The sequence below is a fragment of the Marinoscillum luteum genome (assembly GCF_044005705.1).
In the GTDB taxonomy this organism is placed as follows: domain Bacteria; phylum Bacteroidota; class Bacteroidia; order Cytophagales; family Cyclobacteriaceae; genus Marinoscillum; species Marinoscillum luteum.
The window spans coordinates 83,592-106,700 of sequence record NZ_JBIPKE010000020.1; the positions used below are offsets into that span (position 1 = coordinate 83,592).

At 45.2% G+C, this 23,109-nt stretch carries 22 protein-coding genes and 2 tRNA genes; 13 read left to right on the plus strand and 11 right to left on the minus strand.

Annotated elements, in window-relative coordinates; genetic code table 11:
• Positions 1-116: 116 nt before the first annotated feature.
• The 3 genes from ACHKAR_RS18395 to ACHKAR_RS18405 all read right to left on the minus strand — a co-directional run bounded on the left by ACHKAR_RS18395 (position 117) and on the right by ACHKAR_RS18405 (position 2,160).
• Positions 117-1,217, minus strand: a complete 1,101-nt coding sequence (locus tag ACHKAR_RS18395; RefSeq protein WP_395418885.1) for a hypothetical protein — start codon at positions 1,215-1,217, stop codon at positions 117-119.
• 729 nt (positions 1,218-1,946) lie between these two features.
• Positions 1,947-2,020 (minus strand) — tRNA-Arg (locus ACHKAR_RS18400).
• Between the two features lie 53 nt (positions 2,021-2,073).
• Positions 2,074-2,160 (minus strand) — tRNA-Ser (locus ACHKAR_RS18405).
• Between the two features lie 168 nt (positions 2,161-2,328).
• On the opposite strand from ACHKAR_RS18405, the gene ACHKAR_RS18410 reads away from it, so the two are divergent.
• The 11 genes from ACHKAR_RS18410 to ACHKAR_RS18460 all read left to right on the plus strand — a co-directional run bounded on the left by ACHKAR_RS18410 (position 2,329) and on the right by ACHKAR_RS18460 (position 13,378).
• Positions 2,329-3,297 carry a vWA domain-containing protein gene (locus ACHKAR_RS18410; protein WP_395418886.1) on the plus strand — a complete coding sequence of 323 codons (969 nt, stop codon included), beginning with the start codon at positions 2,329-2,331 and terminating at the stop codon, positions 3,295-3,297.
• Positions 3,294-4,127 carry a hypothetical protein gene (locus ACHKAR_RS18415; RefSeq protein ID WP_395418887.1) on the plus strand — a complete coding sequence of 278 codons (834 nt, stop codon included), beginning with the start codon at positions 3,294-3,296 and terminating at the stop codon, positions 4,125-4,127. The genes ACHKAR_RS18410 and ACHKAR_RS18415 overlap by 4 nt, the downstream gene beginning before the upstream one ends.
• 73 nt (positions 4,128-4,200) lie before the next feature.
• On the plus strand, positions 4,201-5,379 hold the full coding sequence (locus ACHKAR_RS18420; protein WP_395418888.1) for an acetyl-CoA C-acyltransferase: 1,179 nt from the start codon (positions 4,201-4,203) through the stop codon (positions 5,377-5,379).
• A gap of 58 nt (positions 5,380-5,437) precedes the next feature.
• Positions 5,438-6,751, plus strand: coding sequence for a toxin-antitoxin system YwqK family antitoxin (locus tag ACHKAR_RS18425; RefSeq protein WP_395418889.1), 1,314 nt, complete (start codon positions 5,438-5,440; stop codon positions 6,749-6,751).
• An 88-nt stretch (positions 6,752-6,839) separates the two neighbouring features.
• The gene (locus ACHKAR_RS18430; protein WP_395418890.1) at positions 6,840-7,784 is read left to right on the plus strand and encodes a phosphoribosylaminoimidazolesuccinocarboxamide synthase; all 945 of its coding nucleotides are present in this window, start codon (positions 6,840-6,842) and stop codon (positions 7,782-7,784) included.
• Complete coding sequence (locus ACHKAR_RS18435) at positions 7,781-8,158, plus strand: STAS domain-containing protein (protein ID WP_159581115.1); 378 nt, start codon at positions 7,781-7,783, stop codon at positions 8,156-8,158. Before ACHKAR_RS18430 ends, ACHKAR_RS18435 begins: the two co-directional genes overlap by 4 nt.
• 6 nt (positions 8,159-8,164) lie before the next feature.
• The gene (locus tag ACHKAR_RS18440; protein ID WP_395418891.1) at positions 8,165-9,082 is read left to right on the plus strand and encodes a ribonuclease Z; all 918 of its coding nucleotides are present in this window, start codon (positions 8,165-8,167) and stop codon (positions 9,080-9,082) included.
• Positions 9,083-9,085: 3 nt separating this feature from the next.
• A complete protein-coding gene (locus ACHKAR_RS18445) occupies positions 9,086-9,880 on the plus strand; it encodes a queuosine precursor transporter (RefSeq protein ID WP_255465175.1) in 795 nt (264 codons plus the stop codon).
• Positions 9,881-9,924: 44 nt separating this feature from the next.
• On the plus strand, positions 9,925-10,917 hold the full coding sequence (locus ACHKAR_RS18450) for a helix-turn-helix domain-containing protein (protein WP_395418892.1): 993 nt from the start codon (positions 9,925-9,927) through the stop codon (positions 10,915-10,917).
• 133 nt (positions 10,918-11,050) lie between these two features.
• Positions 11,051-12,193, plus strand: coding sequence for a fatty acid desaturase family protein (locus ACHKAR_RS18455; protein WP_395418893.1), 1,143 nt, complete (start codon positions 11,051-11,053; stop codon positions 12,191-12,193).
• 12 nt (positions 12,194-12,205) lie between these two features.
• A complete protein-coding gene (locus ACHKAR_RS18460; protein ID WP_395418894.1) occupies positions 12,206-13,378 on the plus strand; it encodes a hypothetical protein in 1,173 nt (390 codons plus the stop codon).
• Here ACHKAR_RS18460 and ACHKAR_RS18465 read toward each other — a convergent pair whose 3' ends face one another.
• From ACHKAR_RS18465 to ACHKAR_RS18485, 5 genes are all read right to left on the minus strand, one after another.
• Complete coding sequence (locus tag ACHKAR_RS18465) at positions 13,379-14,617, minus strand: carbohydrate porin (RefSeq protein WP_395418895.1); 1,239 nt, start codon at positions 14,615-14,617, stop codon at positions 13,379-13,381. It abuts the gene before it with no gap.
• Positions 14,618-14,674: 57 nt separating this feature from the next.
• The gene (locus ACHKAR_RS18470) at positions 14,675-15,337 is read right to left on the minus strand and encodes an ABC transporter ATP-binding protein (protein ID WP_159581132.1); all 663 of its coding nucleotides are present in this window, start codon (positions 15,335-15,337) and stop codon (positions 14,675-14,677) included.
• A 133-nt stretch (positions 15,338-15,470) separates the two neighbouring features.
• Positions 15,471-16,109 (minus strand): alpha/beta hydrolase, encoded by a 639-nt coding sequence (locus ACHKAR_RS18475; protein ID WP_395418896.1) that lies wholly within the window; start codon positions 16,107-16,109, stop codon positions 15,471-15,473.
• Complete coding sequence (locus ACHKAR_RS18480) at positions 16,106-17,350, minus strand: DUF819 family protein (RefSeq protein WP_395418897.1); 1,245 nt, start codon at positions 17,348-17,350, stop codon at positions 16,106-16,108. The genes ACHKAR_RS18475 and ACHKAR_RS18480 overlap by 4 nt, the downstream gene beginning before the upstream one ends.
• Complete coding sequence (locus tag ACHKAR_RS18485; RefSeq protein WP_395418898.1) at positions 17,347-17,973, minus strand: NUDIX hydrolase; 627 nt, start codon at positions 17,971-17,973, stop codon at positions 17,347-17,349. The genes ACHKAR_RS18480 and ACHKAR_RS18485 overlap by 4 nt, the downstream gene beginning before the upstream one ends.
• A 190-nt stretch (positions 17,974-18,163) precedes the next feature.
• On the opposite strand from ACHKAR_RS18485, the gene ACHKAR_RS18490 reads away from it, so the two are divergent.
• Positions 18,164-18,877, plus strand: coding sequence for a hypothetical protein (locus ACHKAR_RS18490; RefSeq protein ID WP_395418899.1), 714 nt, complete (start codon positions 18,164-18,166; stop codon positions 18,875-18,877).
• A 2-nt stretch (positions 18,878-18,879) separates the two neighbouring features.
• Here the strand turns inward: ACHKAR_RS18490 and ACHKAR_RS18495 are convergent, their stop codons facing one another.
• From ACHKAR_RS18495 to ACHKAR_RS18505, 3 genes are all read right to left on the minus strand, one after another.
• Positions 18,880-19,893: a tetratricopeptide repeat protein gene (locus tag ACHKAR_RS18495; protein WP_395418900.1), complete on the minus strand. Its 1,014-nt coding sequence runs from the start codon at positions 19,891-19,893 to the stop codon at positions 18,880-18,882.
• 69 nt (positions 19,894-19,962) lie between these two features.
• Entirely contained in the window at positions 19,963-20,694 is a 732-nt protein-coding gene (locus tag ACHKAR_RS18500) for a head GIN domain-containing protein (protein WP_159581142.1), read from the minus strand.
• A 51-nt stretch (positions 20,695-20,745) separates the two neighbouring features.
• Positions 20,746-21,273 carry a thioredoxin family protein gene (locus ACHKAR_RS18505; protein ID WP_221413295.1) on the minus strand — a complete coding sequence of 176 codons (528 nt, stop codon included), beginning with the start codon at positions 21,271-21,273 and terminating at the stop codon, positions 20,746-20,748.
• A 347-nt stretch (positions 21,274-21,620) separates the two neighbouring features.
• On the opposite strand from ACHKAR_RS18505, the gene ACHKAR_RS18510 reads away from it, so the two are divergent.
• Positions 21,621-23,084 carry an IPT/TIG domain-containing protein gene (locus ACHKAR_RS18510; protein ID WP_395418901.1) on the plus strand — a complete coding sequence of 488 codons (1,464 nt, stop codon included), beginning with the start codon at positions 21,621-21,623 and terminating at the stop codon, positions 23,082-23,084.
• Positions 23,085-23,109: the final 25 nt, after the last annotated feature.

The window sequence follows — 23,109 nt, forward strand, 5'->3', positions numbered from 1 at the left end:
CCGTAAGCTGATCTTTTCAAATATCTATATAAGTATCTCATCGCACCAGCCTTTGCAAAATAGCTCAGTTAGCATATGGATGATAGTGTTTGTTAGAAACATATTTATCCTACCCTTTATGGTATTTTCGTAAATGACATTCCGTCGTTTCTTCCTACATATTTTCCTCCTTTTTCATTTAAAAAGCCGGAAGAAGCGTACACTATATTAGTATCTAAAATTGATTCGATTGTCAATTTTCTTTTTATCAATTCATCATTGATCAGGAATAAAATATCAAAGGTTATATTTCTAACATTCGATGAAGATTTAACAGGATTTAAACTGATGGCAGTAATAAAAAATGGAAATGAACCATAATCGTTTGAGAGCCCACTTCCGTGCTTTCGTTTCATAGAAAAGTGACCAGAACCTAAGATGCTATCTTGTTGAAAGAGTATGGACAGACGTTCGTTCCCTAAAATTTCATCTCCATATTTCTTAATTACCGTTTCATCTATCTGAAACAACCAAATGTAATGATCAAGAAAGTCAGTATTAAGAGTAATTACCGGGCTTATAAACGTATTTAACCAAGGTTCATCAACTAGAATGTCTTTATCAGACAGAACCTGTCTCTCTAGGCCACCTAAGAAATATAAACCATTAATTATCTTAAGGAGTTCTTGGTTTTTTCTTGTCGACGACAAGCTTAGATTCACATTATGCTCTTTTCGAGAGTTTAGACTCTTACTCATTTCTAGAGCATCCTTTCCGCCAGTTCTCGATAGATAATCTTGAATTCTATTGAAATCTGAATCACTTATTGATCCATTTTTCTTTAATAAGCTCACATCATTCTTAAGTTCCTCCAATGCACTATATAATTCACTAATTTCCTCTTTTTTTAATCGACCTACTTCGCTTTCGACTGCTTTAAGATTAATAGAATTTTGCTCACTCTGATCTGAAATGACAGTATCTTTAAGTAACTCATAAGTAGATCTGTACCCAAAATATTCAGGAAACTCATTGATTTGTTTCACCTTTTCGGGAAATGAAAATATCAAAAGAATCAATGTTCCAAATATTGATAGAATCCAAAACCAATTACTACTATAGTTTGATCGTCTTGGAAATAATCCTAACCATTTTCTCGCTTCTGTTTTAGGAGCTAAATTAGTCGGTGTTGCTGTCCTATTTTGACGTTTTTTAACTGGTTTTTTATTTCGTCCCATTGAAAGGCTTACATATTCAAATTGCGGCAATACTATTGCCCTAACAACCGACCAACAACCACCAATGGTTGTTATACGCCTGTAACGCTTTCAAATGTAGCAGATTTCCCATCTCAAACAAACCATTGTTAGCTATGCGAGCATCCTGCACGGTTGTCTGAACACCCTGCACAGTTGTCTTCAAGCACTGCACAGTTGTCTTCAAGCACTGCACGGCCTTCTTGAATTACTGCACGGTTATCTCGGAACCCTGCACGGCTGTCTTGGAGCACTGCACAGCCATCTTGGAGCACTGCACGGCTGTCTTGGGATCAAGCGGAATTCCTGGGGGAGATTGCATTAAAGATGGATGGTGATGTAGTTACCTGATACCTTACATCCCTCAATCTAATTGATTTGCAACATACCCTTCATTTTCTTTGCTTGCCCAAAGAAAACGAAGCAAAAGAAAAGGCACCAACGCAAAAAATCATTTTGACTCATCTGGGTTACACTTTTTTAGGATCCTTTTTGGAGTCAAAATGATTCACACTTGCCTTGGATGGCCCGCCCTCCTTTACGCCTTTGCTTTCTACTTTCAAGTGGATTAGTTCGATTTTACAAAATATAATTATATAGTGTCACCCCACACAAATATTGCTTGATCCGATCACTGCATGATTAGAACTCAGACCAAAATGCACAAAAAAAGCACCTACAACAACGTCATAGGTGCTCAATTCTTCACTGTGATTCGCCCAGGGCTCGAACCTGGAACCCCCTGCTTAGAAGGCAGGCGCTCTATCCAGTTGAGCTAGCGAACCCTCCTACTATTTCTAGCATTAAGTTCCCTTCAGAAAGACTCACTTCAAAAGTGCGGAGAGAGGGGGATTCGAACCCCCGGTACGGTTTCCCGCACGCATGTTTAGCAAACATGTGGTTTCAGCCACTCACCCATCTCTCCTGATTTCCGTGAGCCCCCTGAAAAGGACTGCAAATATAGTATTTCAGAATAAAAATTCTAATCATGATCAATTAAAAATATCCACATACCACTTATCCTTAAAAATCGTTAAATGAAATACCCTCACATTGGGCAATACCAACTGCTTATGTATTTTTGGGGCCGCATATGACTTGGGCTTATTCAATCGACACATTTGAAATTGTACTTATTGCGATCTTCGCACTTCTTTACCTGCTTTATGTCATCAGACTGCTCAGGATCAGAGCTTCTATGCGCACTCCCATTAGCAAATGGCTCATCAAATTCACACTCAGGTCTGTCTATTTCGCGCTGATGATGGTCGCCCTTTTGGGCCCTTCTTTTGGAGACTCTACCCGTGAGATCAAATCCATCGGTAAGGACATGTTCATCTGCGTGGACCTTAGTCAGTCCATGAATGCCTTTGACATACAGCCCACGCGCCTGGAAAAGGTGAAATTTGAGCTCAAGAATATTGTAGAGGCCTTTAGTTCGGATCGCATAGGGCTGATCATGTTTTCCAACGAAGCCTATATGCAATGTCCGCTCACTTATGACAACAATGCGCTCAACCTCTTCATCCAGGCCCTGACCACCGACCTGGTACCCAATAGTGGTACGGATTTTGGCCCACCCCTCAAAATGGCCTTGAAAAAACTCACAGACGAAGAGAACACCGTGGCCCGCCAGAAGTCAAAGATCATCGTACTCATCAGTGACGGAGAAGACTTTGGGGAAGAAACAGAGCAGATCACGGAAGAAATTGAAAGTTCTGGAATCAAATTGTTCACATTGGGTGTTGGTACCGAAAGAGGAAGTAAAATAATGACCAGAAGAGGGTATAAGAAAAACAACCAGGGAGAAGAAGTGGTCAGCAAGATCAATACCAAATCGCTGAAGAAAATAGCCTCGGATACTGGAGGTAAATACTTCGAGATCAATGACAGCAAAAACGATGTGGACCGTTTGATCAATTCCATCAACGACATAGAAGGCGAGTTGAGAGACAGCAAGCAGGTGGATACCAAATCCAATAAATATTTTTATTTCCTGATGGCAGCGCTCTTGCTCATGCTTTTCGATGCCCTCATAAGTGTAAAAGTAATCAGGATATGAAAGCGTTTTTGATACTCTTACTACTCTTTATCAATGCCGATCCGACGGAGATTGCACGGATCAATAGGCTGAAGAATAAGGCTGAGGTAGCTTTCGAGCATGGCCAATATGATGTGGCAGCGACCAATTACAGGCTTCTGTACGACTCCATAGGCGTAGATGATCCCACTGTGGGACTCAATCTTGCCCACAGCTACTATGCCCTGGGTGACACGGCCAATGCCAAACTCAAATATCAGTCAGTAGCCTCCAGTAACGATAAAAAGCTAAAATCCATCGCCTATCAGCAACTGGGCGTGATGGCCAAAACCCCTGCCACCCTGAGTGAGTCACTACAGTACCTCAAGGCTGCCCTGAAAGCAGACCCGGCAAACGAAGAAGCCCGATACAACTATGAGGTAGTGAAAAAGCTCCTGGACCAACAAAAAGAGCAACAACAAGATCAGGATCAAGAGAACAAGGACGAAAACAAAGATCAGGACAAGAAAGACCAGGAGAAGAACGAAGATCAAAACGAAGACCAGGAAAATCAGGATCAAAAAGATCAGGAGCAGCAGCAAAAAGACCAGGAGCAGAAAGACTCTGAGCAGAAGGACGATCAAAAAGGAGACGAAGAGAAAGAACAGGAGCAGGAAGGCGAGCAGAAAGAAGAAGAAAAAGATCAGCAAAATCAGAACCCCAGTACCAAGCAAAAACTGGAGGATATGAACATCAGTGAGGAAAAGGCCCGAATGATACTGGAAGCCATGAAGAACAACGAAATTCAGTATATACAGCAGCAAAAAAGAAAGGCCACCGAGCAACCGGACAGTGGCAAACCCGACTGGTAAGTACAGAGCCAAGCTGATCAATGAATAAAATACCCTAACATAAATAAACAACCCAAAAACTCAAACTAAGAAAATGGAAGAAGTTTACATCATATCAGCCGTCCGTACCCCCATCGGCAGTTTTGGCGGAAGCCTGTCTGGTTTCACAGCCGTGGAGCTCGGCAGCAAGGCCATCAAAGGTGCACTGGATAAAGCAGGAGTTAGCCCCGACCAGGTCAATGAAGTGTTTATGGGAAATGTCATCTCCTCTGGCTTAGGGCAGGCCCCGGCACGGCAGGCGGCCATAGGTGCAGGTCTTGGCTACAATGTACCCTGTACTACCGTGAATAAAGTATGTGCCTCTGGCATGAAGTCGGTCATGTTTGGTGCCCAAAGCATCATGCTCGGCATCAATGACGTGGTAGTAGCAGGTGGTATGGAGAGCATGTCCAATGTCCCCTATTACATTCCCAAAGCTCGATTTGGATATAAATACGGTCATGGACAAATGCTGGATGGATTGATGCATGATGGCCTTTGGGAAGCTTATCATGGGTTCCCTATGGGTAGCTGTGCTGACAATACGGCCAAAGAGATGAACATCTCCAGAGAGGCTCAGGACGAATATGCCATCAACTCCTACAAACGGGCAGCTGCAGCCACGGAAGCCGGCAAATTTAAGGATGAAATTATCCCGGTGGAGATCCCTCAGCGAAAAGGAGACCCCATCATCATGAGCGAAGATGAAGAGTATAAAAATGTGAGTTTTGATAAGATTCCTGCGCTCCGTCCGGTATTCAACAAAGACGGAACGGTCACAGCAGCCAATGCTTCCACCATCAATGATGGTTCGTCTGCTTTGGTACTGGTGAGCAAAAAGAAACTCGATGAACTGGGTGTGAAGCCATTGGCCAAAATCATTGGTTTTGCAGATGCCGCTCAGGAGCCCCTTTGGTTCACTACTGCTCCTTCGGAGGCCATCCCCCGAGCCATCAAACATGCAGGACTCACCGCCAGCGATGTGGATTTCTACGAAATCAACGAAGCCTTCGCGGTAGTGGCCCTGGCCAATAACCAAAAACTTGGACTGGATGCTGAAAAAGTAAATGTAAACGGTGGTGCTGTGGCGTTGGGCCATCCACTTGGTACCTCTGGTGCACGAATCATTACTACCCTTCATTCGGTGCTGGCACAAAACAACGGCCGAATAGGCGTGGCTGGTATCTGCAATGGTGGTGGTGGAGCGTCAGCCATCGTCATAGAGAAAGTTTAATTCAAAATAAATAATCCCGAAAGCCTTACGTTTGTGAAAGCGTAAGGCTTTTTTTATCATGGCAAGACTCTTTATTTTCTTTGGATTTTTTCTGATCTGCATGCCATCCTTTGGACAGACCAAGGTGATCGTCCCCTACCCCAATGATCCCTCCAAAACCAAAGAAATCTACTACATTCTGGAGGGAGACTCCTCGCGAATCCATGGCGACTACAAGCAGTACAGTCCTTCCGGAAAAGTCATCGTCACGGGCACATTTGTGGATGGTAGCAAAGAAGGCACATTTTACAACTTTTATGAAGATGGCAGCGTGCAACGCGAAACCACCTACACCGATAACCTCCGCCAGGGGGTGACCAAAATATTTGATCCCAATGGAGTCATCATCCAGGAAGCGACCTTTCTGAATGATACCCTGGTGGGCGAGCTGAGGCTCTATGATACCGAAGGCAAGCTCAAAGGAACCTCCCACTTCAAAAACGGCAAACCTGAAGGCCTGGTGGCTGAATACTATGCCTCCGGCGGCATCAAAGAAGAGGTCAACTACGCCAATGGCAAGCCTAATGGCACCACCAGACACTACTATGAAAACGGAAACCTGGAACTCGAGGCTCAGTATGTCGGCGGCCTGCTGGATGGCTTTTACAAGACTTACTATCCTTCCGGAAAACTGGAAATGGAAGCCCTCAATGAACGAGGAAAACGATCCGGATTTATTAAATACTACCATGAAAATGGTCAGCTCAAATCCCTTGGAAAATACGAAAACGGAACCCTGACCGGAGATTTCAAATCTTACTATGAAGACGGAAGCCTTCAAAAGCACCTGAAATACAACGACGGCTACCGGGTAGGCAAAAACCTGGAATATCACGAAAACGGATCCATCAAATATGAGGGGATTTTCACCAACAAAGGCCTGAACGCGAAGATTAGAGAATATAGCGACAAGGGTGATTTACTGGAAGAAAAAGAGCTGCTCAATGACCTGCCAAACGGCAAATGGATCAGCTATGACGAGAAGGGTCGGCCGCTCCTTTTGGAGAATTATCAGAATGGAAAGCTCCATGGGGAGAGAGTGGTCTATGAAAAAGGTAAAATCATCAGCGAAACCTCCTATGGCTTTGGAAACAAACAGGGAGAAGCCAGGACCTACTTTCCAAATGGAGACATTCAAACCATCGAACACTGGAAGCTCAACCGACTGGAGGGCTCCTTTGTGCGCTATCAGAAGAATGGACAAAAAGAATACGAGGGAGAATATGTAAGAAACAAACGCAACGGAATATGGCGCTACTATGATCGGAAGGGTGAACCTGTCAGTCAGGAGGTCTACCAGCATGGACAGCTGATCAGTACCAACCCCCTTTGAAATTCAGCCATTTAACGAGCTCAGGTTCTCATATTTGACGTGTCCGATCACACTCTATTTTCAATATTGATCGCTATATTTGTCGCCCATGTCTCAAGGTATCAAATACACTCAATTCAATTTTCCCGGACAAACAGACAAATACGTCGGTAAGGTGCGGGATGTCTACACCGTTCAGGACAAACTGGTAATGGTGGCATCTGATAGAATTTCCGCATTTGATGTGGTACTTCCGAAGCCCATCCCCTTCAAGGGGCAGGTGCTCAATCAGATCGCAGGAATCATGTTGGAAAAGACCAAAGATATAGTACCCAACTGGGTCATCTCGGTGCCAGATCCCAACGTTACCATTGGTCGGAAATGTGACCCTTTTCCTGTGGAAATGGTGATCAGAGGATACCTGACAGGACATGCCTGGAGAGAATACCGGGATGGAAAAAGGTCCCTTTGCGGGGTGCCTTTACCTGAGGGCCTGAAAGAGCACGACAGGCTTCCTGAGCCTATTATCACGCCTACTACCAAGGCTCATGAGGGCCATGATGAAGACATCTCCCGAGAAGAAATCATCAAACAGGGTCTCATTTCAGAGGCGGACTACGCCCAGCTGGAAGCGTACACCTACAAGCTCTTTGCACGAGGCACAGAACTGGCCTCTGAGCAGGGCCTCATTTTGGTAGATACCAAGTATGAATTTGGTAAATACAATGGAGAAATCATACTCATAGATGAGGTACATACACCGGACTCTTCAAGGTACTTTTACCTGAAAGGCTACGGAGCCAGACAGAGCAAGGGTGAAGAGCAGAAGCAACTGTCCAAAGAGTTTGTGCGGCAGTGGCTGATCAGCCATGGCTTTCAGGGAAAGGAAGGTCAAGAAATCCCGGAAATGACAAAAGAATTTGTAGATTCCGTCTCTCAAAGATACATCGAGCTTTTTGAGCAAATCACCGGGCGCTACTTTGTGAAGGACACCGTGGAGAACATCATCAAGAGAATAGACACAAACGTTAACAATACCCTAAAATCATTATGAAATTTTCGATAGACAGACAGGATCAATATACCATTCTTAAAATAGACGAAGAAAAACTGGATTCCACCATCGCTCCTGAGGTCAAGTCAGAATTTGTGACCCTACAGGCAGAAGGTGTGAAGAACATCGTCCTCAACATGGAAGTGGTTAAATACTCTGATTCATCAGGGTTGAGTGCCCTTTTGGTGGGCAACAGACTCTTCAAGGACACAGGGTCTTTTGTGATGTGTAAACTCAATGAGCATGTCATGAAGCTTATCAGCATCAGTCAGCTGGACAAAGTGATAGACATCCTGCCTACAGTGGAAGAGGCGATAGACGCTGTGATGTTTAATGACATTGAAAGAGGCCTGAGAGAGGCCGGAGAAGAATAACGACCCTTGGCGTTAGAACTTCAAATATTAGGGTCAAATTCAGCCGCCTTTGCCCACAACCGACATCATACCTCCCAGCTACTGCGGGTACAGGATAAATACTTTATGATCGATTGTGGGGAAGGCACCCAACTGCAGGTCAAGCGCTACAAAATCAAACTTTCCAGAATCAACCACATCCTGATCTCCCACCTTCACGGAGATCACTATTATGGTCTCATGGGGCTGGTCTCCACCTTGCACCTGTATGGCCGCACGGCAGACCTGCACATCTATGGACCACCTGGCCTGGCCGACATTATCACCTTGCAGTTGAAGTATTCGGCCACCCGACTGTCCTATGACATCAAGTTTCATGAGTGGGTACCCGAAACCAGCAGTGTGATCTATGAAGATGACAAACTAACGATCACCACCATTCCGCTCAATCACCGGATACACTGCTCGGGATATCTCTTCAAAGAAAAGCCCAAGAAGCGGGGCATCAATAAACTGGTGGTGGATAAAAAGCTCGCCCCCAACCAGGCCAATGCACTGCGCAACGGCGAAGACATTTATAACGAAGACGGCACCCTGCTTTATAAGAACAGTCTGGCTACGCTCCCTCCCAAAAAGCCATACAGCTACGCCTACTGCTCAGACACCAAACTCATCCCCCAGCTGGTGGATGTGATCCGTGATGTGGATTTGATCTATCATGAAGCTACCTTTATGGATGACATGAAAGATCGGGCTGAAAACACCTACCATACCACTGCCAGGCAAGCGGCTCAGCTGGCCTCTGAGGCCCATGTGGGGCAGTTGCTACTGGGGCACTTCTCTACCCGATATCGTGACCTGAATCCGTTACTTTCAGAAGCCAGATCGGTTTTCAGGGAGTCTTATCTGGCTGAAGAAGGGAAACGATTTGTAGTAAATCACTAAGCAGTGAAAAGTAAAAAACAGCACCTATTCATCATTTTGGCGAGTATCTTTCTCACCAATGCCATTCTGGCTGAGATGATCGGCGTAAAAATATTCTCAGCGGAAGGCACTTTTGGCCTGCCTCCGGCCAGCATTCCGCTCTTTGGCGGATCAGTGCTGGACTTTAACCTGACCGCCGGAGTGATCATCTGGCCTATTGTCTTCATTACCACAGATGTGGTGAATGAGTATTTCGGTAAAAAAGGAGTGAAGAAACTCAGCTATATCGCTGCAGGATGTATCGCCTATGCATTTCTGGTCATTTACATCATTACCCTCCTACCCCCGGCCGCCTTTTGGCAGGAGATCAATAGCACGGACGCTGAAGGTAATTATTTCAACATCAACTACGCCTTCAAAACCATTTTCACGCAAGGCCTCGGCATTATCGCAGGTTCTCTGGTGGCTTTTCTCATCGGACAGCTGCTGGATGTATACATTTTTCAGAAGTTGAGAAAATACACGGGATCGAAAATGATCTGGCTCCGGGCCACCGGCTCCACCCTCATTTCACAGTTCATTGATAGTTTTGTAGTGCTCGGAATCGCCTTTTATGTGCTGGCTCCTGAGAACGGCCGGTGGAGCATCCCACAGCTTCTTTCCGTCGGCACCATCAACTACATTTACAAATTTGTGGTTGCGGTTGCACTTACTCCACTCATCTACGCGGCGCATCATTTCATTGATCGGTACCTGGGGAAGGAGCTCTCTGAAGAGATGCAGGCAGAAGCTGCCGCCGGAAGTAAGGGTTTTTTCTAATCCAATATCCTATTTTGTCGTAATTTGTAGTCTCATGAGCACCTATGAATAGCGATCGCGACATACAAATCAGTTTTTTGGAGTGGGTAAAAACCCAGAAACCAGAGGGGAAGTTTGTAGAGGAGCTGGAAACTTTACTGGACATCAGTAAGGACAGTGCCTACCGCAGGATGCGCGGAGATACCTTACTCACATTCAATGAGATCAGAAAAATAAGCCAGCATTTTGGTGCTTCTCTGGATACTTTTTTCAACCTCTCTAAGGATACGGTGCTGTTCCATAAGCGCATGCTCAACGTCAACTATGGGTATCTGGACTTTCTGAAATCCGTGCTGGCTTCTGTGAAAATGATCCAGGAAGACGAATCATACCACATGACTTATGTGGCAAAAGACATCCCTCCTTTTCACTACTTCAGATTTCCTGAGCTGTCACGGTTCAAGTCATTCTTCTGGCGGCGCACCATCCTGAAAGAACCTTCCCTGATGAATCAGGTGTATGGCCCCAATGTCATCAGCAAGGAAATGCTTGACATATGTGCCGAAATCTGGAACACTTATCAGCAAATCCCTTCACTGGAAATATGGAGTGACGAAACGATCAACATTACCCTGCGTCAGATTGAATATAGCTATGAAACGAACATGATCACCTCAGATCAGTTTAGGACGCTTGTCGATGACATCAGGAGCCTGCTCACAATCATCAACAAAGAAGCTGAAGAGGGTCATAAAATGCATCCGGATAATTCCCAACGCCTGATCAATGGTAAGTTTGATCTCTACTACAATGAAATAGAAATTGGTGACAACACGGTCTTTTTCTCTCTGGGTAACCGGCGCATGGTCATGAAGACGTATAACATGCTCAACCTCCTCAACACCACCGATCATGCGTTTTGTGAAAACATAGAGCAGTACATCAAAAACATCCTGCAAAAGTCTGTGCCTATTAGTAACTCCTCTGAAAAAGAACGCCTCAAGTTTTTTCATAAGATGAATCAGAAAGTCGACCTTTTCGAACAAAAGGTGAGATGAGGTAAGATCGGCGAATGCAAAATATCTGCTCAATAGCTGTCGCATTCGTGATTCTCACCGCATTTCCCGAGTCCGCTCTTACCGCAGTTGCAAAATTTGCAACTCGACCCGTTTGTTGTTTCAAACTTCAATTTTGACCACACCTGAAAGTTGCGGAAGTTCGAATCGTGATCAACGTCTATCACTTGTGGTTCGATACAATCAAATAGAAAACGCAGAATTCTTTGCAGTACTCAGAGTACGCATTCAGCATTATTTCAAAAGCAATGAGCTGTCCATTTATGCAGAAGATGTGGCTTACGCCAAAGCCATTGTGCTCATCGGCGCCTATGCACTGACCTACTACACTTTACTCCATACCAGTGCTTTTGACCTATACCTCATCCTTTGTGTGGTCTTGGGTATGCTGAAGATCTTTATTGCTCTCAATATCGCCCATGATGCAGCTCATAGGGCATTTTTCCGAAACAGGAAACTCAATGACCTGATGCTCTTCACCTTTGATGCACTGGGCGCCAATGGTTACATGTGGAAACTTCGTCATGTGCACTCGCATCACGCTTTCACCAATGTTCCCGACCATGACGCTGACATCAAGCAATCGGCTCTGGTACGCATCTTCCCCAACTCCCCTCTCAGTGGACTTCACAGCTACCAGCATCTCTATATGCCGGTGTTGTATGGGTTTTACTCCCTTCACTGGCTCCTATTCAGAGACTTCAAAGACTTTATCAATACTCCACCTAATAACCACCTAACCTACCACCGCAAGGTGGAACTGATCAGGTTAATCCTGGGCAAGCTGATTTACTTCACCATGATGATTCTGGTCCCCTTCCAGCTTCTTGCCCTTGAGTTCTATCAGGTCATTCTCGGATTTATGGTCATGCAAATGTCTGCAAGCTATACAGTAGCCATTGCGCTGGCTTCTGCGCACGTAGGTGAGCATGCCGAATTTCCGGAACCTGATAGAACTGGTCAGTTACCCTACTCTTTCCTCATGCACCAGCTCATCACCACTACAGATTTTGCCACTGACAGCAAGCTGCTGACCCATTTATATGGAGGATTTAACCATCATGTGATTCACCACCTTTTCCCAAACATCTGTCATATTCATTATCCACCACTCACGAAAATCCTGAAAAACACCTGTAAGGAATACGGCATAGGCTACAATGAAAATAAAACCCTCATTGACGCCATCAATGCACACCTCCAACTATTGAAATCCAGAAGCAAAAACAATCTGACCGTTGCAATGCCCGAATTCTAAACGACTATAGCCATGAACAACAAGATTAAGATTATTGAAGTATCAGAACCTAAACATATTGAAAGGTTCTTACAGCTTCCCGAGAAGGTATACCAGGGAGACAAGAATTGGATCAGGCCTTTGGACAAAGACATTGAGCAGGTATTTGATCCAAATAAAAACAGCTTTCATAGCCACGGCATCATCACCCGGTGGATCGCAATGTGTGGAGACACTTGTGTTGGCAGAGTTGCGGCTTTTGTCAATTTCCGAACGGCCAACAGTTTTAAGCAACCAACCGGAGGCATGGGTTTTTTCGAATGCATTCACTCACAGGACATTGCATTCTCACTCTTTGACACCTGTAGAGATTGGCTAAAGGAGTTTGGCATTGGTGCCATGGATGGCCCGATCAATTTTGGGGAAAACAATGCATGGTGGGGCCTGGTGGTCGAAGGATATGAACCTCCCCTGTATCGCAATAATTATAACCCAAGCTACTATCGAGAGTTCTTTGAGCGGTATGGCTTTCAGACCTATTTTGAGCAGTATTATTACAATTATGACTTCAAAAAAGGGCTCTCCCCCAGATACTATGAATTTGGCCGGAGACTGGCGCAGCGTGAGGAATATCACTGTGAAAATGTAGACCTGAACAACATCGAGAAATACGCCGATGATTTCAGAGAAGTCTACAATCAGGGCTGGAAAACCCATGACAACTTTAAGGAAATGAAAGCCAAACGAGCACTTTCACTTTTCAAAACCATGAAACCAGTGATCGATAAAGACCTGATATGGTTTTTGTATCACAATGATCGACCTATTGGGTTCATTATCATGATTCCTGAACTCAACACGCTTCTGAGAAACTTTAGACGAGGCAGATTCGGAATCATTCAAAAGTTGCAGCTCAAAATAGGGCTTACCATGAAAATGTGCAAAGTGGCTTACGGATCCGTTATTGGGTTTATCCCGGAGTTTCAACACAAAGGTTTGGAAGCGTTACTTTTCTATCACATCCACCAAAAGCTTGTGCCTGAAGGTAAATATGAAACATTGAAGATCGGTTGGGCCGGAGACTTTAACCCGAGAGTGGTTAACCTTTATCAAAAACTTGGATTCAAAAAGGTGCAAACTTCCAGAACCTACAGATACCTCTTTGACCCATCAATGCCATTTGAAAGAGCTCCGATCATACCATAGCTACCATGCGCCGCCTAACGATGCCTGGATCAATAAGCCAATAGCAAGGGAGTTTTTGATCGAGGCATCGGTATTGGGGTTGATAATGTATTGCACATCCGGCTGAATGGTAAGCCACGTCCTTAATGGAAACGAGTAGGTTAATTCCAATGCCGTTTCTGCACGCTCATCTTCAGGTGAATGCTCAAGTCGTGCTTTGCCATTGACGGCTGTAGAGAATGCCAGGCCAACATAATCCGTTTTCTCACTCAATGATCCTGCAAAAACTATCCCCCCTGAAATGGCCGACCCAATTCGGTTTATACGATCATTGGCCACACCATACCGAACAAACATAGAGAGGTACCTGTCGTCGTATTTGGAGTAAAACCAATACTTCTGTGCGCCGATATAGGCTCCCCAATTGGGCCTATAAAAGGTACTATCCCCAATCTCCGGAAATTCTGCTGTATACATCCAGCCACCTACATTTATTTTATCATTTGTTGGGATATCCCGGTCGCGCCCCACTTTTTTCCTTCTGGTGGTATAGTTTCGATTAATCCTGTCTGGAACAGCTGATGACAGGTAAACCGAATGTTCCATGGCAATCAGTGCTCCATCCTCTTTAGAGAGCGCAATTCTGTTCGATTTAAGGTCAGCGGGGTTGCCAGACACTCCGTCAAGAATCGCCAATCTGACCCGCCACTGGTCGGTAATGGAAGAACTTAACCTCAGGCCTAAAGAGGATATAGGGAAGATGGAGGGCCCATTGAGGCCACTCTGCGCGTACTCCGCTCCTATCCCAAATGAACTATTGATAAATATGGTGCCGGGCCGTAAAACATCAAACTCCGAGTTGAGATCATATAGACCAAAAAGTGCAGACAGCCGATCATTCAGAAAATTTTCCTGAATCCAGACTTCAAACAACCTCCAGGAGGGTGCAGCCTGGATATTGCTGGCAACCTGAAAATCACCCATATAATCGGTCGCCTGACCGCCATGATTTCCCAGTCCGTAAAAGAAGATAGACAGGCTCTCCTCCCAATCAAACAACTCATTGATATTGAGTTTGGCTGTTACATCCGCATTGTCCATATAGACAAATCCCTGATCCAATCCTCCGCTGAGATTAGCCCAGGGCAAGGCAGAATAAACAATTTCATATTCCAGAAGATCTGAAGAACTGTTCTGAGCAACTACCAGGTGGCTGGTAAGGCTACAAAATACCAGCAGGAGGTTTTTTAGGTTAGTCATTGGTCTCCTAAAGAACCGCAATTTTTTGTAAAAATCACTAAAAAAATTTTGTTGGTTTTAACGCTTCAGTGCACCGTCCTCCAGCTCGATTACACGACTTCCATATTCAGCGAATTTCTCATTGTGGGTTACCTGAATGATGGTCATCCCTTCCTTATTGAATTGCTTGAGCATGTCCATAACCTCCTCACCCTGAGATGAGTGTAGGTTACCAGTGGGTTCATCTGCCAAAAGTAATTTGGGCTTGCCCACGATGGCCCGGGCCACACCTACCAGCTGCTGCTGGCCTCCGGACAGCTGCTCCGGAAACAAATCCTTTTTAGCCACCATGTTGAACCGATCCAGCATCTCGGCCACCATACTGGCCCGCTCCTTACGCTTCACCCCACGGTAAAGCAGCGGGGTCTCTATGTTTTCATACACGGTGAGTTCATCTATGAGGTGATAAGCCTGAAAAATGAAACCAATATGCTCCTTGTGTATTCTGGAAGTCTTACGCTCACTGAAAAGATGAACAGGCTCATCCAGAAAGTAATACTCCCCCTGCGATGGTTTATCTAGCATACCGATGATGTTCATGAGGGTAGATTTTCCCGAGCCACTCGGCCCCATGATACTCACAAACTCTCCTGCCTGGATCTCCAGGTTGATCCCTTTCAGAATGAATACCCGCTGGTATTTGGACTCAATGTATTTATCTACTTCATTAAGCTTAATCATATGATCTCCGTGATTTTCCTACAGGCATCAAACGTGATACCAAAAAGTTAACTGACTGAAAATGTACTCTTTAAAAAACAAGCAAACCAACACTTGCACTAAAATAGGACACCATGTGTTCTTTTTCGCACACTCAAAGCGCATTTATTAAGTCGGCCTTCACCTCATGTACGCCTTCAAACTCCCTTACCTCTGCCTCCACCCCGAGCGCAGCCCGAACTTTGCTGACCTGATCCTCTTTCATCCCTGCCTGATAAAAAGGATCATTGGAACCCGTAAAATATTTCACCGAAACGTCCGGGTCGCAAAAATCAAAATCAACGCGCTCGAGCTCAGGGGGAAATGTGCCTGCCCAGAGAATCATCTGCTCGAATGGCAGTTTGGCATGTGCTGCGTATCTGCACATGGTAGCCACCCCTTGAGAAAACCCAAAGTAAACCAGCCGTTTATCTATCCAGTCAATATGGTGGGCACGGAGCACTGCATCGATGTATGCTTTCTGATTGGCAATCTCAGTGAGTCGGTCCTCACTAGTCATCCAGCTGGCCCCCACCCGGCCACTAAACCCCTCCAGATAGGTCTTGGAAATACCCTGCGGCGCAATGACGTAGTTCTCTTCCGGATTCAAGCCTTCAAACTTGCGCAGGAAATACCTGGAAAGTTGTCCATAGCCGTGAAATACCAACCATATGCGCCGGGTATTTTCGGTGAGCTCATTGAGCACTCCATATGGCGTGGTATGCTGAAACGTGATGTGACGTTGCTCCATCATGGTGATACAGCCCCCATCAGAAGGCCACACAAATAAGCTCCGTAAGTCCCCAGCACGTAGCCCAACACTGCCAGCAAAACACCTACTGGCGCCAATGCCGGATGAAAGGCAGCCGCTATGACCGGAGCAGACGCAGCACCACCTACGTTGGCAGTACTCCCCACCGCCACAAAAAAGTACGGCGCTTTGATCAGCTTAGCCACAATGGTCAGCAGAATTACATGAAAGAGCATCCAGGTAAGCCCCACCAGGAACAACCCTGGATCATCAAAGACCGCCATGATGTCCATGTGCATGCCTATGGTGGCCACCAAAATATAAATGAACACGCTTCCAATTTTTGACGCACCTGCACCCTCCAATTCCTTGGCCCTGGTAAAGGAAAGAAACACCCCTAATGTGGTGGCGATAACGACGATCCAAAAGAACCCTGAGGTAAGACTGTACTTATCCAGGAATGGAAAATGCTCACTGATGGTCGGAGCAATCCAATCACTCAAGAAATGGGCTATTCCCGTGCAGATAAACCCGATCATCAATATTTTCATCAAGTCAGTGAGCGTAGGTATTCTGGCATTTTTCAACTGAAAAGCCTCCATTTTTTGCTTCATGGCCTCTATGGCAGAAGCGTCTGCCTTCAATTTTCTATCGATGTATTTAGAATACCCGATACCGGCCAGCAGTACACCCAACCAGGTGTTACCAACAATGATGTCCACTGCCACCATTTTCGAAAACAGCTCACCATTTACCTCAAATACTTCTTTCATCGCCGCCTGATTGGCCCCACCTCCGATCCACGAACCAGCAATGGTGGTCATGCCGCGCCATACTTCATTGGGTGGAGGAGCCGAGACCAGCTCTGGTGCTATGTAGGAGAAAAGCAGGATGGCAAAAGGGCCACCCAGCACAATACCCACAGTGGCCGTAAAAAACATGATCAGCGCTTTCGGGCCAAGCTTTACAATTTCCTTCAGGTCGACACTGATGGTGAGTAAGACCAGACAGGCCGGCAACAGATACCGTGACGCTACAAAATAAAGTCGCGAGGCGCCCGGATCTATGATCCCGAAAGTCCCCAGAAGTGAGGGTAAAAAATAGCACATGAGCAGGGCGGGCACCACGGCATAAAACTTCTTCCAAAAGGTGCTTTCACTCGAGGATGTCGTAAAGACAAAACCGAGGATGAGCATGATGATGCCAAAAATAACCGCATCATTGGTCAATAGGGGTTCATTCATAGGTCTTCTATTATTGCTGCAAATTCACTTAGCATCATGGCTGTGGCTCCCCAGACCACCTTATCCTGAATATCAAAATATGGGGAATGAAGGCGGTACCCGTGGGCAGTTACGATTTCCTTTTCCTTGAGCCTGCTTTTGTCCAGGAGCTGCGACAAAGGAGCTTCAATGATTTCGTCCACTTCCACCTCGTCTGGTATAAATCGGGGAATCTCTTTTGAAAAACCGACATAAGGTACAATCAAATGATTGCTTGCCGAAACCATAAATTCACTCAAATGTCCTATTACGCCAACCTGTCCAGGCTCCACTCCTATCTCCTCCTGGGTCTCCCTCATCGCCGTAACTTTCAGGTCACCATCGGTCTCCTCATACCGGCCACCAGGCAAGGCCATTTGACCACTGTGTACCCCATCATAAAGCGGCCGCTGAATCATTGGAAACCATATCTCACCTTCTTTTTCATACAAAAGGATCAACACAGCACCCTTTCTTGGCGCCTTATCAAATTTGAAATTTACCCGATTCCCGGTAGAGAGTTTTGGGCTCATCAGATTATGTGCCTGCGCACCGGGCAGTGGTTGATTGAGTTTGATCCTTAGTTTGTTGATAAGCGCCTGCATCCTGGCAAAAGTATTTTATTTATTGAAAACTAAAATTTCATCGGCCAGTGCCATGGGATGAGATAACCTATTGGTTCTCAAACAATCCCATCGAAACACCTCCTTTAAACCTAACATTGACCACTAAGGCGAAATAGTCATTTTCTTTTCCTTAAAGAATTTTTATATTGCTGTACACACTACCTGACTAATGAACGACCTACCTATCTACATCAGCCTTACTTTTTTTGCTTGTGTCCTCACCTCCTTTGGTTTTATCTACTACGCAATACTGACAGCCGCTGGTCCCAAGAGCAATATTCCCCTTTTTGCGATCACTTTTATGGCCGTTTGGATATTTGTCACTTCGCTGATGACCATCAATGGTTTTTTTCAGGACTATGAAGCCATGCCCCCCCGGCTGATCATGATGGTACTGATCCTGGTCATCTTCATCATCAGTCTGTTTTTGATTCCGGCCACAAGAAATTTCCTGAATCAAATGCCCATCACTACGCTCACTTATATTCACATTATTCGGGTACCTGTGGAGATTGTACTTTGGTGGCTTTTCATCAATGGAGTGGTAGCAGAGTCCATGACTTTCGAGGGGGTCAACTTTGACATCCTTTCTGGCATCTCAGCACCATTTGCCGGGCTTTTTCTGGTGGGCCTCAAAAGCAAAAGCAACATAGCTGCCATCATCTGGAACCTGCTGGCTTTGGGGCTGCTGGTCAACATTGTGGCACGGGCCATATTGGCTACCCCCTATTTTTACGACCCTGCGGTGTACGAGCAACCCAATATTGCCGTCTTCTATTTCCCTTATGTATTGTTGCCTCTTTTTGTGGTACCTGCCGTATTATTCAGTCACTTGGTTTCACTCTATCAGCTCATCTTCTTAAAGGAGCCGGAAGAGGATTAAACCTAGCGACAGTTGAGTTCCCAAAGCCTCAGAGAGGATGCCTCATGATTATCGATGCCTTGCTGCCATGACTCACATGCCTGCGCTAGCTGATCTTGTTCCAGGTAAGCTTTTCCAAGAAAAGAATACACCTCATCCACAAATTCAGGCCGGTTGATCACTTCCTGAAACAAGCGAATGGCCTGCTCCGGATCTCCTGATTTCAAAAAGTAGATTCCTTTATTCCGGTAGGCCCAGGCATTGGAAGGATCGATCAGAATGCTCCTGTTGATGTCCATAGCGGCCAGGTCCAGCTCGTTCATCTCCAGGTATATCTGTCCGCGGTTATTCAGGAAATAGGGTTCTGAGGGCTGAATATTCAGGGCCTGGTTCACGGTAGTCAGGGCATTTTGATAATTCTCCTCCTTTAAATAAACCTGACTGAGCGTGTTCAGCGCGCTGGCCTCATTGGGATATTTCAGCAGTACCTCATTCAGGAGGGCTTTGGCACTGTCCATTTGCTCCTGAAAATAGTAAAGCGTGGCCATATTGATCAGGGTCTCCTGATTGTCCGGATCTAGCTGCAAAGCCTTTTGGAAGCTGCCCATGGAAGCCGAATACGCCCTGAGCCTGGAGTGAAGCAATCCCTCATAGAAATACACATAAGCAGAGTCTGGAAATGCTTTCTTCACAATCATCAGATCTGAGAGGGCATCCTCAGTTCTGCCCACCCGCTCATAGGCATAAGCCCTATTGAATATGGCATCATAATAAGATGAGTCCAGCAAAATGGCCATGTTGTAATCCTGAATGGCTTCATAGGCGTGATCATCCTCTATGCGGGCCACCCCCCTGTTGTTGTAAGCACGGGCAAAATCCTTATCAACGGCCAGGGCCTGAGTATAAAACCCTACAGCCTTATCGTATTCGCGTGCTTTCAATGCAATGTTTCCCTGCAAAAAAAATCGGTCGCGCTTCACTTCCTCACTGGCGCAGCCCAAAAGGAATAATCCCAAGACTAGTATTAATTTATTCATAGGTACAAATAAAAATAGCCCGCTGATAAAGCGGGCTATGAATCAATAGAAATCAATCTATTTTAACTTTTAAGATCTTTTTACCGAGCCTCCACTGCTGCTATCGCTATTGGTGTTTTTGGGAGACCCCTGATATCGGATGCTGGCACCACTGCTGGCACGAGCCGTTAGCTCACCATTCACCGTCACCTTGATGGACGCACCGCTGCTGGCTCTCAAGTCTGCATCCTGGCACACAAGGTCATAACCATCAATATCTCCAGAGCTACTCGCACTACCATCGAGGTTTCTCACCTCTCCTGATATGTTCACTTCTCCTGCACTCGACACCTCAATGTCGATATCATCTGCATATACCTCCAGGTCCACATCTCCGCTGCTGGAGGCATCCACCTCCACCTGATCTGCCTTTACAGCCACTTTGATGTCACCAGCGCTACTGCATGATATCTCGAAATCACCTTTGGCCTGCACCATCCCTTCTACCCTGATAGAGGCTGCCGAAGAGGCTTTCAATGCGCTGAGGTCTACAAAGGTGACATATACCTTCACATCTACATTTCTATGGTTATCACCTTCCAGGTGAATTTTCAGGGTGCCACCGGATACATCAGTAAGCACCTTATCCACAGAGATACCATCTGCTTCTATGCGTGCGGATTCACTGCTTCCTTTTGTGAGAAACACATCAATACCTTCCTGGGCAGTTACTTCCGAAAAAGAAGAAAGGTTTCTGGTGGATTGGGCCATCCCGAAAAAAAGGGTCAGGGCCGCCAACAAGGTTAAGGCTATTCTTTTCATATGAGTTGTTTTTCTTTTAAGGACTCACCAGAATCCCAGGGGTTGCATCTTCTACAAAGAAGATTGATAATTCTTCTGAAAATCTTCCCATTTGGTGTTTTTGAACTTGTCGCCACCAATGTATTTCAAAATAGGATCCAGTGATTTAGCATTCATATACCCCGGGATTGGCTGGATGATTCTGAGATTCTCATCCATAAAAACCGTAGTGGGATAGCTGAGTTTGTTGTTGGTCAACGCCGCAGCCAGTTCGTGGACTCCACGTTTGCCCTGAGGAATAAACTTAAAGGTATGGCCATCAAATTCGATGGATTCGGTTTGTTCAGCATTGAATTTCACGGCATAGAAGTTCTTACTGATGTATTCTGCCACGTGAGTATTTGCATAGGCATCCCGGTCCATTTTCTTACACCATCCACACCAATCTGTATAGATATCTATCAGCAATTTGCGAGGTTCTTCTTTGGATTTGGCCACAGCCTCCTCAAAACTTAGCCACTCAATCTCCTGGGCATGAACAATGCTCCCCGAAAGGATAAGGATCAGATAAACGAACAGATTCTTCATCAACTTTTTCATAACAACTCAAATGTATCAAATTAAACCAAAATCGGGATTCTATAGTTCTTTCAAAGTACTTCTAACGGTCTATTTCTCCTAAAGTACATCCCGTTGAATGCATTCATCCCAAAAAATTACCACTTAAATAATTCCAACCTGATGAGTTCATGTTCGGTTGAATTGAAGAGTGCAATTAGTTACCTTGCCGTTTTTTAACGGAAAAGAAAGAACAGAAATAAAAAAACACCAATTTCGTTGAAATATTTTCACAAATAAGTAGTGGTTTTTACAAAGGTGATTGTTCTAGAAAGTTACGATTTCGCCTTATTTAGTTCTGGTTTTTCTTCATTTTCCAAATAAAATATATGCAGAAAATAATTTACGCACTTCTTATAGCCGGTTCACTCAGTGGCTGCTTTTTCAATGAAATCACCGACTCAGAAACAGTGGTGCTCTTAGAGGATGTGATTTACATATCAAGCAATGACATTCGTCTTCTTGGACGACTCTATTCTCTGGAAGGTACCGCAAGCGATCATGGATTCGAATTTTCGAAAGATGAGACATTCTCTGCTCCCGAGGTAGTTTCTTTGGGAGAGAAAAAGACGGTTGGTTTATTCTTCTCGGAGTTCAACCTGCTGGAAGAAAAAACAGCCTATTACTACCGTGCCTTTGTCATCTCCGGCAATAATAAGTTCTACAGTGACATCAGAAGCATTAGCACCTTTGAAGGTTCCGTCAATACTGTATCGTCACTTTACGGAGAATCAGGTGATCAGATTGAAATCATCGGCACCAACTTCACGACTGAGATGAGTATTCTTTTTGGTGAAACTACAGCCGTTGTTAAGTCAAGACTTGGTGGTTATAAGTTAAAAATAGAAGTTCCTGAACATCAAACAGACCATCGTGTACCTGTTTATGCCAATTTTGATGGAAGAAAGGTACTGGTCGATACATTTGAGTATAAAACTGGCAAATGGACCAAGTTGAGCGCACTTCCCTTTGGCAGAATGACCAATGCAGCCGTAAGGTACAATGGCAACTCGGCATCCATTTACTTGGGTGCATTTTCTCAGAGTGAAAAAAATGGTGACATCTACAACTATGATTTTACAGCCAATAGCTGGGGAGCGCCTACTGCACTTGCGGACGAAGAATACTTTGTAGAAGGGGCATTCTACACGCCCAATGGCTTTTTTGGCGCTGGTGCTACACGCATCATTGAAGGGTTCTCAGGGTTTATATATACCCTCACTGATCAGTTTGGTAAACTGGAAAGCGATGGCACCATTACGGATCTTGGGTCAACACCAGCTTCGGGCGTAAAACCTCTGGCCTTTTACGTCGATCAGGATTTGATCGTGTTGGGTGGTATTAACAGTGGAGAGGCCATCTGGCGCTATGCTGATAGCGAATGGTCTTACCTGGGCCAGCTACCTTTTGCAATCAACACCACAATACCAAATGCTTATTTCAACGGCTCAATCTACCTCTTCAACACTGAGGACAACACGGTCTGGATGTATGATCTTTCTACACTGGAGTTCACTAAATTCACTGATTTGAGCATGAATGTTCAATCGGGTGCTGCCTACTTCCTCAGCGGTAAATTCCTGATATTCGGCCTTTTCCCATTCCAATCAACCATGTACCAATTGAATCTGGAAAACGGTGAAGTCTTAATAAAGAACAATTTTGAAGGAATGGCATCACTTTCCACCGACATTCAATTTACGGAAGGTGGAGACCTGTACGTTATCAGAGGTGCTTCCAGTACTGAAACTACCGAATTCTGGAAGTACCAACCGTTTACTTTTAAGCAATAGTTATTTCAATTGAATATGGTAATCG